Consider the following 13,237-nt stretch of genomic DNA (forward strand, 5'->3'; position numbering starts at 1 on the left):
GGGTATCTATGGGGGATTTTTTCGTCGTCATCGCCTGCGTCGGCCCGATATTTATCGGATTATTTTGGCGATGGCCGTGGGGCTTAACTACAGGATCGACGCGTGCAGGCTACGGTGCATCTAACGCTGCCGGCCAGAGCTCAGCGATCATCGAGCTCTATCCCCTCACTCATGCGTATTCCGCTCCCGTGATGCTCGCAGTCCTCCACCGTGTTGTCCGTTGCCCGATCATGCTGAGCTCGACGGCACATACCGGTGCCGACGTTATCGCCGGCTGGGACAACCACTCTTCCACGCAGGCGACAACCACGTGGAGGCTTTTTGTGGAGCTACCCACCGCGGGTTCTTCGCAGGTCATCTCATATATTCACGGTTGCGGGTGGCAAGCATGGGTTTCTCCCGACGCTGGCCAGGAACCTGGATGGGATAGCTACCTTCGCGACGTTCGCACACTAGCTGAGGATGATCAGAACAGTCCAGACAGCCAGCCTCTCCACAGCCCGGCTAGGGTTGCGACTGGTTCCGTCGCCCTTCCGGATTCATCTGGCCGTATCGCTATCGTCTCGAGCAGTGCCGAACCGGCTGGCGATCGCTCTTTACAGTGTAGGGCTGCCCAACGTTTGGCCGACTTTGTTCGAGCAGCTGGTCGTCGTGTCACTGTCATCACTGATTCGCCCGGCGAATGGGTATCAACCAAATTCACGATCGTCGTTCCTCCTGATGGTGGAGCAACGTCCGATAGCAAAATCGCAAGATTGGGTGTCGATTCGATTTTCGACGCCGCGCAGCGTCAATCGTCGACACGAACGGGCTTTCGTCACGCCCAACGCGACGCTGACCTGGAGATTTGGGACTGCAGCGACGCCTCTATCACGTGGGCGATCACGCACGGTTCGGCGGAGACGATTATCGATATTGTCCGACGGCCGGATTCGCAGCGGTGGCGGGAGGCCCACACCGTCATGGACGCGTCCGACCTCTTGCGGCTAATCGAGCGATCGGATACCCCGAGTCTGCTCCGCACGGGCAGCTAACTCATCGTCAGCAGGGTAATCGACGCCGGTTAGCGTCAGTCCGTGCGCCGGAGCGACAGGAACCATGGGGTGTCGCGAATCGTGGTTCAGCATGTCCTCCATGAAGCCATCCGGCCGTTTCCCCTCCCCCACGGCTAACGACGCTCCGACGATGGAGCGCACCATGTTCCAGCAAAACGCGTCGGCCGTCACGTGTGCCTCATAGACGTCCGGTTCAGCTACCGTGGACACTTCATGCCATGAGAAATGCTGCAGGTCACGGATGGTTGTGGCATGGGGACGTGCACGGCAGAACGCAGCGAAATCGTGAAGGCCAACGAGTACCTCAGCCGCGTTGTTCATCGCATCTATATCCACTGGTCTGCCCCACACGGCGGTGTCGCGGGCCCGCGTCGGCAAGGCCCCGGCGCGATTCGTCGTCACGCGATACACGTAATGGCGACGGAGTGCGGAAAAACGCGCGTCGAAACCGTCGGGCGCAAAGGAACACGCGCGGATGCGAACGTCGGGACGCAGCAACCGGGCGAAGCGTGAAACCAATGTCGACGGATCGTTGTGGATGCTCCGTGTGTTCAGGATGTCGCGCGGAATATCAACATGCGCCACCTGGCCCGAGGCATGGACCCCCGCATCCGTCCGACCAGCGACAACGAGCTGGACCGGCTGGCGCACCACCGTCTCGAAAGCCTGCTCAATGTCCCCCTGAACCGAGCGCACATCATTTTGACGAGCCCACCCATGAAAGTCGGTGCCGTCATAGGCAATGTCGAGGCGAAGACGAACCAGGGCGTTCGTGGTGTCGGTATGGTCCGGTCCCGGTTGTGCGGTCGCATTGTCATTCGGAATCACGCTGACACTGTATCTGTTTGAGGCCGCAATCTGTTAGATGCTTCATAAACCAGCGCGGATGAGGCATGGCAATGAGCCTTCATGCCCGAACTCATATTTCCTATTCCTTCACATCTGCTGACCCAGTGAGTAATGATAAACCTATGAATTCCCCCTCGTTACTCCCCGAATCAAAGCCCCCTGCTCGTAAAGCGTTCGGCACGCGTAAACAAGTCGCTATGCTCTGTTTGGGCGCTGCCCTGGGCACAGTACTCGTCGGCTGTAACTCGAATGGTGACGATAACAACAGCTCATCAACAACAACGTCGACCACCACGTCGACAAAGACAACTTCTGCTCCATCGAGTACCCGCAGCAGTACTGCTAGTAAGTCGATGGTTCCGACTACTGACAACTCCGAGGACGATCAGCCCTATCCCGATGTTAATAACGCAGAGGCTGACTCGCAGGCAGAAGAAAATAACGCGGACGCTGAGAATCAAGCGACCGTTGATGTCCCTTCATGGGTGGTTGGTCGCTGGGAGGGACACCGACGACTCCTGGAAATAAATCCGGATGGCTCTGGAAAACTAGTAGCCGATCCCCCCACGGGAGTGGGAGCTACTAAGGAAACTCTTCAACTCATCGATTCCTCCGGAGATGGTGGAAAAGGGACCATAACTGTGAAGGTGGTTAGTAGCCAGAATGCCGGCGGGGATACTACCGGAAAGATCTACTCCTTCGAAGTAGAAAACGGTATAGCGAGTGAGCGAGGATCGGAGCCCTTCTGCAACTCGAAACTACCTGAATATAGGGCAGCGTACGGGACAATGCCCGAGTGTGGTGCTTAACGGTCGAATTACCAGTGCACAAGGTGCGCGGCGGGGGGCACTACACCACTCGACCCCTCCCCTGCTCCCCATTTGTGATCGGATTGTGACCTCGACAAAGCCCCCACGATGCCATAATTAACAGAACATAGTATTCAACTTGCCATGGACATCACCCAGACTAAACCAATAGCCGAGGCTATGTGACTGTGTGATGTCTTGTCCCATCTCTGCTAGGTCTTCCAAGGAGGACACAGATCCATGCCCACCGCCCATCGCCACGTAACGGGGTTCAAACGTTTCGCCGTTATCGGCGTCGTCGCTGCCGCTGGTTTTACCCTGGCAGCATGTTCAGATGACGGGTCTTCGTCCACTGACTCCAGTTCTGTCTCATCGTCGAGTAGCTCGTCGTCATCTTCATCGAGTTCCTCGTCCAGTACTTCGTCGTCATCATCGACGGCGACGTCGACAAGTGCCGAGCCAACGCCCGACGAGCGTGCCGACAATCCACAAAGACAGCAACCTCCTATTGCGAATGAGGCGGGAGGCGACGCGGGTGGAGCCGCTGCCGCTACTGGCGAAGGGATCGGATGGGCTGTTGGCAGTTGGGTTGGGCATGGTCGCAGCCTAAAGATTCAGCCGGATGGGACTGGCCGATTTATCGGTCGCGACGGGGCTGTCGCGAAGGATTTCGACGCAACAGTGACCGTGAATTCGGCGACAGGTGATCCGTCAAACGGCACCATCACTGCCACAGTGGATAACAGTGAACCCCAAGGAACCCGATACGACGACATGCTCAAGCCCGGGACGCCGATAACGTTCACGGTGAAGGACGGCGTTGCGACAGATTCAGTGTTCCAGACGACAGTCTGCAACTATGACTCGCCCGCATATACGTCGACACACAGCGATCAAAGTGAATGCGGAGTGTAGGCGAACGTACTTCTGACGGCTGATGCGCGCGTTCAATCATGCGCCCAGCCCCGATCCCGATCTCATTGCACCCGTGCTCATTGCGCCCGACCTCATTGTGATCGGATTGTGATCCTGGAGCCCCCTCCACGATGCCATAATTGACGCGGGACAGTACTGAACTCCAATGGCATCACCAAAAGCTAGCCCAATAACCCTGGCTATCACGCCTATGTGGTGCCCTATCCCATCACTGCTATTTTTCCAAGGGGGACACATCTTCATGCACAATACTCATCGCCGTCGTTCAGGCTTCACGCGTTGTGCCGCCATCGGCGTCATCGCTGCCGCGGGCTTTAGCCTGGCAGCATGTTCGAGCGACGGGTCTTCATCCACTGACTCCAGCTCAGTAACATCTTCATCGACGACGTCGACCAGCGCCGAACCATCGTCCGACGACAAAGCCGCAACTCCGAGCGAAGAGGATTCCCAGGCCGCGGATAAGGCGGCCGGCGGACCCGCTGGATGGGCTGCCGGCGATTGGTCTGGACATGGCCGTAGCCTGAAGATTCAGCCTGATGGGACGGGAAAGTTCGTCGGTTACTACGGGGCGATGGGTAAGGATTACGACGCAACCGTCACGGTGGACTCGGTAAACGGCGACGCGTCCAACGGGACGATCATGGCGACGGTGAAGAGCATCGAGCCCCAAGGCAATAAATACGATGACATGTTGAAGCCCGGGACACCGATAACATTCACCGTCGAGGACGGCGTGGCAACCGATTCAGTGATCAAGACGGCGGTCTGCGACTATGACTCGCCCGCATATAAGGCAACACACAGTGATCGGACTGAATGTGGAGCATAAGCGCACGTTAAACGGAGACAAGTCTGACTAATCGGTCTGAAACCAGACACCCTAGATATAGCAAAATGACCTGCGTGGAATCGTATCCATGCAGGTCACTGCTGTATATAGCGCTGGATTAGACTCACCGCAAACACGTCACGGAGAGCTCTTTGCGCGTTTTACTCCGCCTCGGAAGCTGCTTCTTCTTCAGCTTTCTTGGAAGCTGCAGCGCGGGTTGCGCGGCTGGCTTCGCTGGAGGCGAGTTCCTCGGTCACCAGGGAGATCTGCGACATGGGGGCGTTGTCGCCCTTGCGGTTCTCCAGCTTGATGATGCGGGTGTAGCCACCGTTGCGGTCGGCAACCTTCGGCGCGATGTCGTCGAAAAGTACGGAGATGATCTCTTTGTTCGGGATCAACTTCGCGACGTTGCGACGATCAGCGAGGGTTCCGGACTTCGCCTTGGTGATGAGCTTCTCGGCGTAGGGCCGCAGCAACTTAGCTTTGGCGTCTGTCGTGCGGATAGCGCCGTGTTCGAAAAGTTGGGCTGCCAGGTTGGAGAGGATCTTCCGCTGGTGGGATGGGGATCCTCCGAGCCGGGCTCCCTTCTTAGGGGTAGGCATGGAATATTCTCCTCGTGACGATAAATTGTGAGCGACTTTTCTACTCGTCCGCCTCAGGCAAAAGTCCTTCCGGGACTAACCCGGGATCAGGCGACTTCGCCAATGCTGCGGAGGTCAGAGTAGGCGATACCGCTAGTTACTCGGCGATGTCTTCGCCTTCGGTGTCTATCCACTCGCCTGTTTCGGCATCATAGCCTTCGATTTCCGACACATCGTAGCCTTCGGGCGCATCCTTCAGCGCGAGGCCCAGGCCAGCAAGTTTGACCTTGACTTCGTTGATGGATTTCTGTCCGAAGTTGCGGATGTCCAGAAGATCGGACTCGGTGCGCGATGCCAATTCACCGACCGTGTGGATTTCTTCGCGCTTCAAGCAGTTGTAGCTGCGCACGGAGAAGTTCAGGTCCTCAATGGGCATGCCGTAGGCCTGGATGTGCTCGCTCTCCTGCGGGGAGGGGCCAATCTCGATGCCTTCAGCAGCGGTGTTCAGTTCGCGGGCGAGTCCGAAGAGCTCAACCAGGGTTCCGCCAGCGGATGCCATCGCATCGCGGGCAGTGATGGAATTCTTGGTCTCGACGTCGATAACCAGACGGTCGAAGTCGGTGCGCTGTTCAACACGCGTTGCTTCAACCTTGTAGCTCACCTTGAGAACAGGTGAGTAAATCTGGTCGACGGGAATACGCCCGATCTCGCCGGTCGCCTGAGCAGCGGGAACGTATCCGCGCCCCCGCTCAACGACGAGCTCGATGTCGAGTTTGCCCTGCTCATTCAGCGTGGCGATGTGCATGTCCGGGTTGTGGATCTCCACACCGGCCGGAGGCATGATGTCACCCGCGGTGACCTCGCCCGGTCCTTCTTTGCGAATGTACATGGTTACGGGGTCGTCGGAATCCGACGAAAGAACCAAACCCTTGATGTTCAGGATGATGTCGGAGACATCTTCGGTCACGCCGGGAACCGTCGTGAATTCGTGAAGGACGCCCTCGATGCGGACGCTAGTGACCGCCGCACCCGGGATGGATGACAGCAGCGTACGACGCAACGAGTTGCCAAGGGTGTAACCAAAACCTGGCTCGAGCGGCTCGATGACGAACCGTGAGCGCGAGGAGTCAATGTATTCCTCGGTCAACTGTGGACGCTGTGAAATGAGCATGGATGTAATTCCTCCTGGTGGCGACCGCTATATGACGCCTGGAAGGGACAAGTGGAATAAACCGTGGCGACGATGAACGCTGCAACCGATACAGGCCACAGCGACATTGCCGACAGCGGCGATGCTGTTACTTCGAGTAGAACTCGACGATCAGCTGTTCCTGGATCGGAACCTCGATCTGAGCGCGCTCGGGCAGCTGGTGCACGAGGATGCGCAGGGTTGACGGAACAACCTGAAGCCATGCGGGCACAACGGCGTCGGCAAGAGCTTCTTGTGCTTCGTCGAACCAGACCATCTTCCGGGACTTCTCGCGCACGTCGATGATGTCGTACTGAGAAACCTGGAAGGACGGAACGTTGACCTTCTTGCCGTTAACGGTGAAGTGACCGTGGGAAACCAACTGGCGTGCCTGCCGACGCGTGCGGGCAAGACCAGCACGGTAGACGACGTTGTCCAGGCGGGACTCCAGGAGAACCATCAGGTTGTCACCGGTTTTGCCGGGGCGACGGTGCGCTTCGGCGTAGTAACGGCGGAACTGCTTTTCCATGATGCCGTAGGTGAAGCGTGCCTTCTGCTTCTCCTGCAGCTGGAGCAGGTATTCGGATTCTTTGATCCGGGCGCGGCCAGCCTGTCCCGGAGGGTAGGGGCGGCGCTCGAAGTTTGCGTCTCCACCGACGAGGTCGACGCGGAGACGGCGGGATTTACGTGTTGCGGGACCGGTATAACGGGCCATTGTTTATCTCTCCTCTTCCCTTAAACGCGGCGACGCTTCGGCGGACGGCAGCCGTTGTGCGGCTGAGGCGTGACGTCGGAGATGGAATTGACTTCCAAGCCGGCTGCTTGCAGGGAACGGATGGCGGTCTCACGACCTGACCCCGGGCCCTTGACGAAAACTTCAACCTTCTTCAGGCCATGCTCCTGAGCCTTGCGAGCTGCGGATTCTGCGGCCATCTGTGCGGCGAAGGGGGTGGACTTACGGGATCCTTTGAATCCGACGTGTCCGGAGGAAGCCCAAGAGATAACAGCACCGTTGGGGTCCGTGATGGACACGATGGTGTTGTTGAAAGTGGACTTGATGTAGGCGTGGCCGTTGGCCACGTTCTTCTTGACGACGCGACGGCCAGAACGGCGTGCGCCGGAACGAGTCTTCGGAGGCATAAATTACTTCTTCTTTCCTGCGATCGTCTTCTTCGGGCCTTTACGGGTACGAGCGTTCGTCTTGGTGCGCTGACCGCGAACGGGCAGGCCACGACGGTGGCGGAGACCCTGGTAGCTGCCGATTTCAATCTTCCGACGAATGTCAGCTTGAACCTGGCGGCGGAGGTCACCTTCGACGGTGTACTCGGCCTCGATAGCGTCACGAAGCTTCGCGACCTGATCGTCGGTCAGAGCGTCGGTACGCAGGTCAGGAGAGATTTCTGTCTTCTCAAGAAGCTGCTTAGCACTGGTTGGTCCAATGCCATAGATGTAAGTGAGAGCGACTTCCATGCGCTTGTTGCGCGGGAGGTCAACTCCTGCAAGGCGTGCCATATGGCAAAATCCTTCCGGTTGTCACGGTGGTTTTCTCCCCATTCATCCTTGACGATTGGTCAATGGTGCTCGGTCGGCGCCGAGTAGCGCACTGAAGCTTGTGACAAGGCTCCGGCCACCGTGGCCAGAGGCTGTATCGTGGGGCGGAAACAAGCTGGTTAAACACGCTGTTAACCAGGCAATTGTCTTTCGAACTGTGCGGTGGCCGCTGAATTTCGGGCCGCGGAAGCTCTACCGCCCTACGGAGATGAGGAGGCTGATAGGTTTAAATCTGCTTACTTGTAGCGGTAGACGATACGTCCACGGGACAGGTCATAGGGAGAGAGCTCCACCACGACGCGGTCCTCGGGAAGAATACGGATGTAGTGTTGCCGCATTTTGCCGGAAATGTGAGCGAGCACCTTGTGCCCATTGTCCAGCTCTACACGGAACATCGCGTTGGGCAAAGGCTCGACAATGCGGCCTTCGACCTCGATGGCGCCTTCCTTCTTGGCCATATCCTCCACGTTTCCCGATGCTTCGGCAAGCATCTGGTTGACTACGTTTATGCAGGTAAAACCGCCTTGTCAGGCCTTTTAAAACCGGCTGACGAGGCAGACTTCAGCGTCTCTCATGTCGTTGAAAGACACCGTTCAGAAATAATACACATCACCTGCGAAAACGTCTAGTTCAGGGACGCTCACCACGACCCCTCCCCCAAGTCCCGCCGAGGAGCCCGCCATCAAACGGAGATACCGCTCAAATAAAGAGAACAGACTAAATTTTTGTGTTCTGCAACACATTCCTTGTAGCGCTGTGAGGCATGTGGCACTCTAGGAGCATAGATCCACAGGATTGTTACCCCAGGGGATATTGGGGGCAAGACCTGAGACGGATGCAACGTCGACGCGTTGTGGCCCGTCTCGGGTCTTTTTTCATGCGCGAAAGAAGAAGCACCTTACGGAAGGAAACACCATGCGGAAGGACAATCATGGTCACAAAAACTGATTTTGCGCCTCTAGCCGAGCACGTTATTCCAGCACTCGGCGGACCCGACAACATCCGAAGCGTCACCCATTGTGCAACACGGCTCCGGTTCAAAATCCGCGATGCGGAGAAAGTAGACAAGCGCGCCGTCGAAGCCGCACCTGGTGTCGTGACATTGGTTGTTGCCGGCGGTCAGCATCAGGTCGTCGTCGGCAATGAAGTTCCACTTGCGTACCAAGCAGTAATTGCACAACCCAACATGCAGGCAAAAGGCGTCAAGGGAGATACTGACCCGAGTGACACCGACGGCTCCGCCGCAGAGATCGATGACGAGAATTCTGAGAAGAAAAACCCGGTCAACGCCTTCATGGATCTCATTTCTGCGCTGTTTAGCCCCATCGTCTGGTGCCTAGCAGGGTTAGGTCTTGGCAAGGCCTTTTTGACCTTGTTCACAACCTTAGATGTGTTATCGAAAAGCTCCGATACGTATCGCGTGTTCAACGCTGCCTTCGACGGCTTCTTCTACTTCCTGCCCTTGTTCTTGGCTGTCACAGCAGCCCGAAAATTCAAAGCAGACATATTCATCGCGATGGCTACGGTCGCCCCGTTGGTTTATCCAGCCATTGTCGAAATTGGGACCCGGAATGACGTGCATTTCTTGGGCATTCCACTAAAAACGGCGACGTACACGTCGTCAGTTTTGGCCCCCATTGTCGCGGTATGGATTGCAGCATATCTTCAACACTGGTTGGAGAGCACACTCCCCGGCGCGATCCGCAACTTCTTTACGCCACTCCTTGTTGTGGCCGTCATGGTGCCATTGACGCTGCTCACCATTGGTCCTGCCATGGGGTGGTTATCAGAAATCATTGCCCAGGGCGTGAATAGTGTTTTCCAGGCCGTTCCATGGGTTGGCGGGGCCATTATGGGCGCATTCTGGCAGGTCCTCGTTATTTTCGGATTGCATTGGGCTTTTCAGCCAATCTTCCTCAATGAGCTTGCAGTCAGCAATCAAAGTATATTGATGGCTCCATTGATGGCGGCTGTGCTTGCCCAGGCAGCCGCAGCAGCTGCGGTGTGGGTTCGCTCTAAAAACTCCGCGCGAAGGAAAATCGCCGGAGCCGGAACAATTTCGGGTTTTCTCGCGGGGGTCACTGAACCCATCATTTACGGCGTGAACCTGCCGTTAAAATACCCCTTCTACGCAGGTTGTGTCGGTGGCGCAATCGGTGGGGCCATCATTGCACAGGGTAAGAACGCATTTAGCGCGTATGTATTTCCATCCATGTTGGCTTTACCTGCCACCACGAGTATCGGTTCATTCGCGGCTCAGCTCATCGGTTCTGGAACGGCAATCGCGATTGCGTTCATCGCCAGCTGGTTCCTTGTACCCTACGGGGAAAAGAAAGCCGATCAAGCCATCGCAATCCCGGGACATGAAACACAGTCGGATTCCCAAAAACATGACACAAACTCATTTGCCACGGTGGAGAACGACACAGAACCGACGGAGCACCCGAGCTCCGCAGTTTCTCCCGTGGCTTCCACAGAGTCATCCACTACCGACGTAGCAACGTCGGCGGCCGTGGTGTCCCCCATCGAAGGAACTGTCATTGATCTCAAGGATGTTCCGGACAAAGTATTCGCCTCGGGCGCGATGGGAATGGGTGTGGGTATTAAGCCGTCTTCCGGCGTCATCACTTCTCCCGTGGAGGGGACCGTGATTGCCGCCCCTCGTTCAGGTCACGCGTACGGAATCCGGTCGGCATCAGGCGTCGAGGTTCTTATCCACGTGGGCGTCGATACTGTAAAAATGAACGGAGAAGGTTTCACGACATCCGTGTCGAGGGGGGATCATGTGACAACCGGGCAGCCTCTGGGAACGGCAGATCTTGGGGCCATCTCTGCATCCGGCTACGACGACACGACGGTGGTTGTGGTCACCAACTCACAAAAGCTTGCCGACGTTTTACTCGACGTTTCCGCTGGTCGTTCCGTGAGCCACGATGTGCTGTTTACCGTCACGCCGTAGGCCGACGGCGGAATGACCGCAGCAGTAAAAATGCATCATCCACACCTTTGAGACACAGCATCGAAAGGAAAACACATGTCTCTATCCCACGAAAACCAATCCGCTTTTCCCAAAGATTTCCTATGGGGTGGGGCCACAGCGGCTAACCAAATTGAAGGAGCATATAACGAAGGTGGCAAAGGACTATCCATTCAAGATGTCCTGCCACAGGGTCTGATGGCTCCTCCCACCAAGGAACCTACCGACGATAATCTCAAACTCAATTCGATTGATTTTTATCATCGTTATGCTGACGATATTGCTCTGTTCGCCGAAATGGGATTTAAAGTCTTTCGTTTCTCTATCGCGTGGTCTCGCATTTTCCCCAACGGCGACGACGATACGCCAAACGAAGAAGGACTCGCTTTCTATGACAAGGTACTGGACGAATTAGAAAAGCACGGCATCGAGCCATTAATCACCCTTTCTCATTACGAAACGCCCCTCAATCTGGCACGCTCCTATGGTGGGTGGAAGAACCGCCAGCTCATTGACTTCTACGAAAAATATGCGCGGACTGTTTTCAACCGATACAAGGGCCGCGTGAAGTACTGGCTCACTTTCAATGAGGTCAACTCCATCCTGCACCAGCCATTCATCGGTGGAGCCATCGAAGCCTCCCGCGAGGATGTCCCCGATACCGATATCTACCAGGCCGTTCACAACATTTTGGTGGCCTCCGCGCGGGCCACGAAGGCCGGGCACGAGATCGATCCGAATAACCAGATCGGCTGCATGGTGCTCAGCATTCCCCGCTACCCGCTGACACCCAAGCCTGCCGACGCCCTAAAAGCACAGTACGAAACACAGCTCGACTCCTGCTTCGGCGATATCCACGTCTTCGGCGAATACCCGCACACGCTTAAGCGCCTGTTCAGGGAAAACAACATCAACCTGAACACCACCGACGACGATTTCAACGTCATGAAGAACAACACGGTCGATTTCGTCTCCTTCTCTTACTACATGTCGGTGGCGGAAAGCGCTGATCCCAACGCTGAACGCGGGGAAGGCAACATCATGGGTGGCGTCGTCAATCCCGAGCTGGAAGTCAGCGAGTGGGGCTGGGCTATCGACCCCGAAGGCCTGCGTTACGCGCTGAACTCAATGTGGGACCGCTGGCACAAACCGCTGTTCATCGTGGAAAACGGCCTCGGTGCCGTCGATAAACTAGTCGATGATCCTTCCGCTCCTGATGGAAAAACGGTTCATGATCAGTACCGCATCGACTACATGAACGACCACCTCGTCCAGGTCGAGGAAGCGATTAAAGATGACATTCCCGTCATGGGATATACGTCTTGGGGTTGTATTGATCTGATTTCTGCGTCCACTGCCGAGATTCGTAAACGGTATGGGTTTATTTATGTCGATCTCAATTCCGACGGTTCAGGATCCTTACAGCGGTACCGCAAAGATTCCTTTGACTGGTATAAGAACGTCATTGCAACCAATGGTGAGAGCCTCAAACGATAAAACGACAGCACCACTAAGGAGACAGGTCCACTGAAGAAATAACGCACGCCAGGTGCAGGAGCTACCGTGAAAATCGTAAGGGTACTGAACAACAACGTCGTGCTGGCCACGCGCGACGACGGCGGGGAGGTTGTTCTCACCGGGTGGGGTCTGGGGTTCGGGAAGAAAGCCGGGCAGCCCGTCGATAAGTCGAAGGTAAAACAGGTTTTTGTTCCCGAACACGGCCGCAATGTCGACAACATGGGTAGCCTGCTGGCGTCGCTGAATCTGGACTACGTGGATCTCGCCACCAATCTGGTCGATGGGGTGGCGGGTTCCCTCGTTCCACATCCGGAGTCAGCCACGGTCATTGCCCTGGCGGATCACATTCAGATGTCGGTCACAAGGCAAGGTCTAGCCGACGCGCCCGCGAATGATGGTCATCCACTGGAAGCCGAAGTCCGGCACTTATACCCGGACGAATACAGCGTCGCCGAACGAATGCTCGCTGAAACTAACGCATGGTTAGCCCGTCGGCACCAACCTCCACTCCCCCATGCCGAAGCCACGGCAATAACGCTGCATTTGGTTAACGCAGCTTTCCATACCGATGACCTCAGCGATACTTACACGATGACCGGGCTGTTTTCTCAGCTTTTCGACATCGTGGACTCCTCGCTGGGGATAACGATGGATCGGACCTCCGTCAACGCAGCTAGGTTCATCACCCACATGCGTTATTTCTTCGTCCGCGTCCGTAATGGCAATCAGCTCAACGAGGGAATGTCAGTTCTTCACGACAGCCTTGGACAGTCACACCCCGACGCCGTGTTGTGCGCGGACCGGCTGGCCAGCGTCCTAGAATTGCGGCTGGACACAGAGCTTACCGACGATGAACGAGCGTACCTCGCACTCCACGTCGCTCGGCTCAGCGCGGAAATTGGCAACGCTCACCCCTGAATCCCCCATGCCCCCATAACCGAGC

The 13,237-nt window shown here is 56.5% G+C and carries 14 protein-coding genes; 7 read left to right on the forward strand and 7 right to left on the reverse strand.

Translation table 11 applies throughout. The features are described from left to right. Positions 1-8: 8 nt before the first annotated feature. Complete coding sequence (locus KCQ76_RS04260) at positions 9-1,034, forward strand: hypothetical protein (RefSeq protein WP_046202900.1); 1,026 nt, start codon at positions 9-11, stop codon at positions 1,032-1,034. Here the strand turns inward: KCQ76_RS04260 and truA are convergent. Continuing rightward, the gene (gene truA, locus KCQ76_RS04265) at positions 987-1,883 is read right to left on the reverse strand and encodes a tRNA pseudouridine(38-40) synthase TruA (RefSeq protein WP_373369118.1); all 897 of its coding nucleotides are present in this window, start codon (positions 1,881-1,883) and stop codon (positions 987-989) included. The genes KCQ76_RS04260 and truA overlap by 48 nt on opposite strands. A 143-nt stretch (positions 1,884-2,026) precedes the next feature. Between truA and KCQ76_RS04270 the strand changes: the two genes are divergently transcribed. From KCQ76_RS04270 to KCQ76_RS04280, 3 genes are all read left to right on the forward strand, one after another. After that, positions 2,027-2,713: a hypothetical protein gene (locus KCQ76_RS04270; RefSeq protein ID WP_060942058.1), complete on the forward strand. Its 687-nt coding sequence runs from the start codon at positions 2,027-2,029 to the stop codon at positions 2,711-2,713. A gap of 240 nt (positions 2,714-2,953) precedes the next feature. After that, the gene (locus KCQ76_RS04275) at positions 2,954-3,628 is read left to right on the forward strand and encodes a hypothetical protein (RefSeq protein WP_046202898.1); all 675 of its coding nucleotides are present in this window, start codon (positions 2,954-2,956) and stop codon (positions 3,626-3,628) included. A 262-nt stretch (positions 3,629-3,890) separates the two neighbouring features. Beyond that, positions 3,891-4,478, forward strand: coding sequence for a hypothetical protein (locus KCQ76_RS04280; protein ID WP_046202897.1), 588 nt, complete (start codon positions 3,891-3,893; stop codon positions 4,476-4,478). A gap of 161 nt (positions 4,479-4,639) precedes the next feature. Here the strand turns inward: KCQ76_RS04280 and rplQ are convergent, their stop codons facing one another. The 6 genes from rplQ to infA all read right to left on the reverse strand — a co-directional run bounded on the left by rplQ (position 4,640) and on the right by infA (position 8,257). After that, positions 4,640-5,080, reverse strand: a complete 441-nt coding sequence (rplQ, locus tag KCQ76_RS04285) for a 50S ribosomal protein L17 (RefSeq protein WP_046202896.1) — start codon at positions 5,078-5,080, stop codon at positions 4,640-4,642. A gap of 136 nt (positions 5,081-5,216) precedes the next feature. Continuing rightward, on the reverse strand, positions 5,217-6,230 hold the full coding sequence (locus KCQ76_RS04290) for a DNA-directed RNA polymerase subunit alpha (RefSeq protein WP_012732383.1): 1,014 nt from the start codon (positions 6,228-6,230) through the stop codon (positions 5,217-5,219). Between the two features lie 127 nt (positions 6,231-6,357). Then, a complete protein-coding gene (rpsD, locus tag KCQ76_RS04295; protein ID WP_012732384.1) occupies positions 6,358-6,963 on the reverse strand; it encodes a 30S ribosomal protein S4 in 606 nt (201 codons plus the stop codon). A 20-nt stretch (positions 6,964-6,983) separates the two neighbouring features. Continuing rightward, positions 6,984-7,388: a 30S ribosomal protein S11 gene (rpsK, locus tag KCQ76_RS04300; protein ID WP_012732385.1), complete on the reverse strand. Its 405-nt coding sequence runs from the start codon at positions 7,386-7,388 to the stop codon at positions 6,984-6,986. Positions 7,389-7,391: 3 nt separating this feature from the next. Continuing rightward, a complete protein-coding gene (gene rpsM / locus KCQ76_RS04305; protein WP_012732386.1) occupies positions 7,392-7,760 on the reverse strand; it encodes a 30S ribosomal protein S13 in 369 nt (122 codons plus the stop codon). 275 nt (positions 7,761-8,035) lie between these two features. Continuing rightward, positions 8,036-8,257, reverse strand: coding sequence for a translation initiation factor IF-1 (gene infA, locus KCQ76_RS04310; protein ID WP_012732387.1), 222 nt, complete (start codon positions 8,255-8,257; stop codon positions 8,036-8,038). Positions 8,258-8,730: 473 nt separating this feature from the next. On the opposite strand from infA, the gene KCQ76_RS04315 reads away from it, so the two are divergent. The 3 genes from KCQ76_RS04315 (at position 8,731) to KCQ76_RS11055 (ending at position 13,212) form a co-directional block, all read left to right on the forward strand. Continuing rightward, positions 8,731-10,758 (forward strand): beta-glucoside-specific PTS transporter subunit IIABC, encoded by a 2,028-nt coding sequence (locus KCQ76_RS04315; protein ID WP_046202895.1) that lies wholly within the window; start codon positions 8,731-8,733, stop codon positions 10,756-10,758. Positions 10,759-10,833: 75 nt separating this feature from the next. Continuing rightward, positions 10,834-12,273, forward strand: coding sequence for a glycoside hydrolase family 1 protein (locus KCQ76_RS04320; protein WP_046202894.1), 1,440 nt, complete (start codon positions 10,834-10,836; stop codon positions 12,271-12,273). 66 nt (positions 12,274-12,339) lie between these two features. Then, positions 12,340-13,212, forward strand: coding sequence for a PRD domain-containing protein (locus KCQ76_RS11055; RefSeq protein WP_046202893.1), 873 nt, complete (start codon positions 12,340-12,342; stop codon positions 13,210-13,212). Positions 13,213-13,237 lie beyond the last annotated feature (25 nt).

The sequence above is a fragment of the Corynebacterium parakroppenstedtii genome (assembly GCF_019754935.1).
Lineage (GTDB): Bacteria > Actinomycetota > Actinomycetes > Mycobacteriales > Mycobacteriaceae > Corynebacterium > Corynebacterium parakroppenstedtii.

Excerpts from the sequence above, each read along its gene's own strand:
- KCQ76_RS04270 (WP_060942058.1), top strand. The coding sequence starts at position 2,027 with ATGAATTCCCCCTCGTTACTCCCCGAATCAAAGCCCCCTGCTCGTAAA.
- KCQ76_RS04260 (WP_046202900.1), top strand. The coding sequence starts at position 9 with ATGGGGGATTTTTTCGTCGTCATCGCCTGCGTCGGCCCGATATTTATC.
- infA (WP_012732387.1), bottom strand. The coding sequence starts at position 8,257 with ATGGCCAAGAAGGAAGGCGCCATCGAGGTCGAAGGCCGCATTGTCGAG.
- KCQ76_RS04320 (WP_046202894.1), top strand. The coding sequence starts at position 10,834 with ATGTCTCTATCCCACGAAAACCAATCCGCTTTTCCCAAAGATTTCCTA.
- KCQ76_RS04315 (WP_046202895.1), top strand. The coding sequence starts at position 8,731 with ATGGTCACAAAAACTGATTTTGCGCCTCTAGCCGAGCACGTTATTCCA.
- KCQ76_RS04290 (WP_012732383.1), bottom strand. The coding sequence starts at position 6,230 with ATGCTCATTTCACAGCGTCCACAGTTGACCGAGGAATACATTGACTCC.
- KCQ76_RS04275 (WP_046202898.1), top strand. The coding sequence starts at position 2,954 with ATGCCCACCGCCCATCGCCACGTAACGGGGTTCAAACGTTTCGCCGTT.
- rpsK (WP_012732385.1), bottom strand. The coding sequence starts at position 7,388 with ATGCCTCCGAAGACTCGTTCCGGCGCACGCCGTTCTGGCCGTCGCGTC.
- rpsM (WP_012732386.1), bottom strand. The coding sequence starts at position 7,760 with ATGGCACGCCTTGCAGGAGTTGACCTCCCGCGCAACAAGCGCATGGAA.
- rplQ (WP_046202896.1), bottom strand. The coding sequence starts at position 5,080 with ATGCCTACCCCTAAGAAGGGAGCCCGGCTCGGAGGATCCCCATCCCAC.
- rpsD (WP_012732384.1), bottom strand. The coding sequence starts at position 6,963 with ATGGCCCGTTATACCGGTCCCGCAACACGTAAATCCCGCCGTCTCCGC.
- KCQ76_RS04280 (WP_046202897.1), top strand. The coding sequence starts at position 3,891 with ATGCACAATACTCATCGCCGTCGTTCAGGCTTCACGCGTTGTGCCGCC.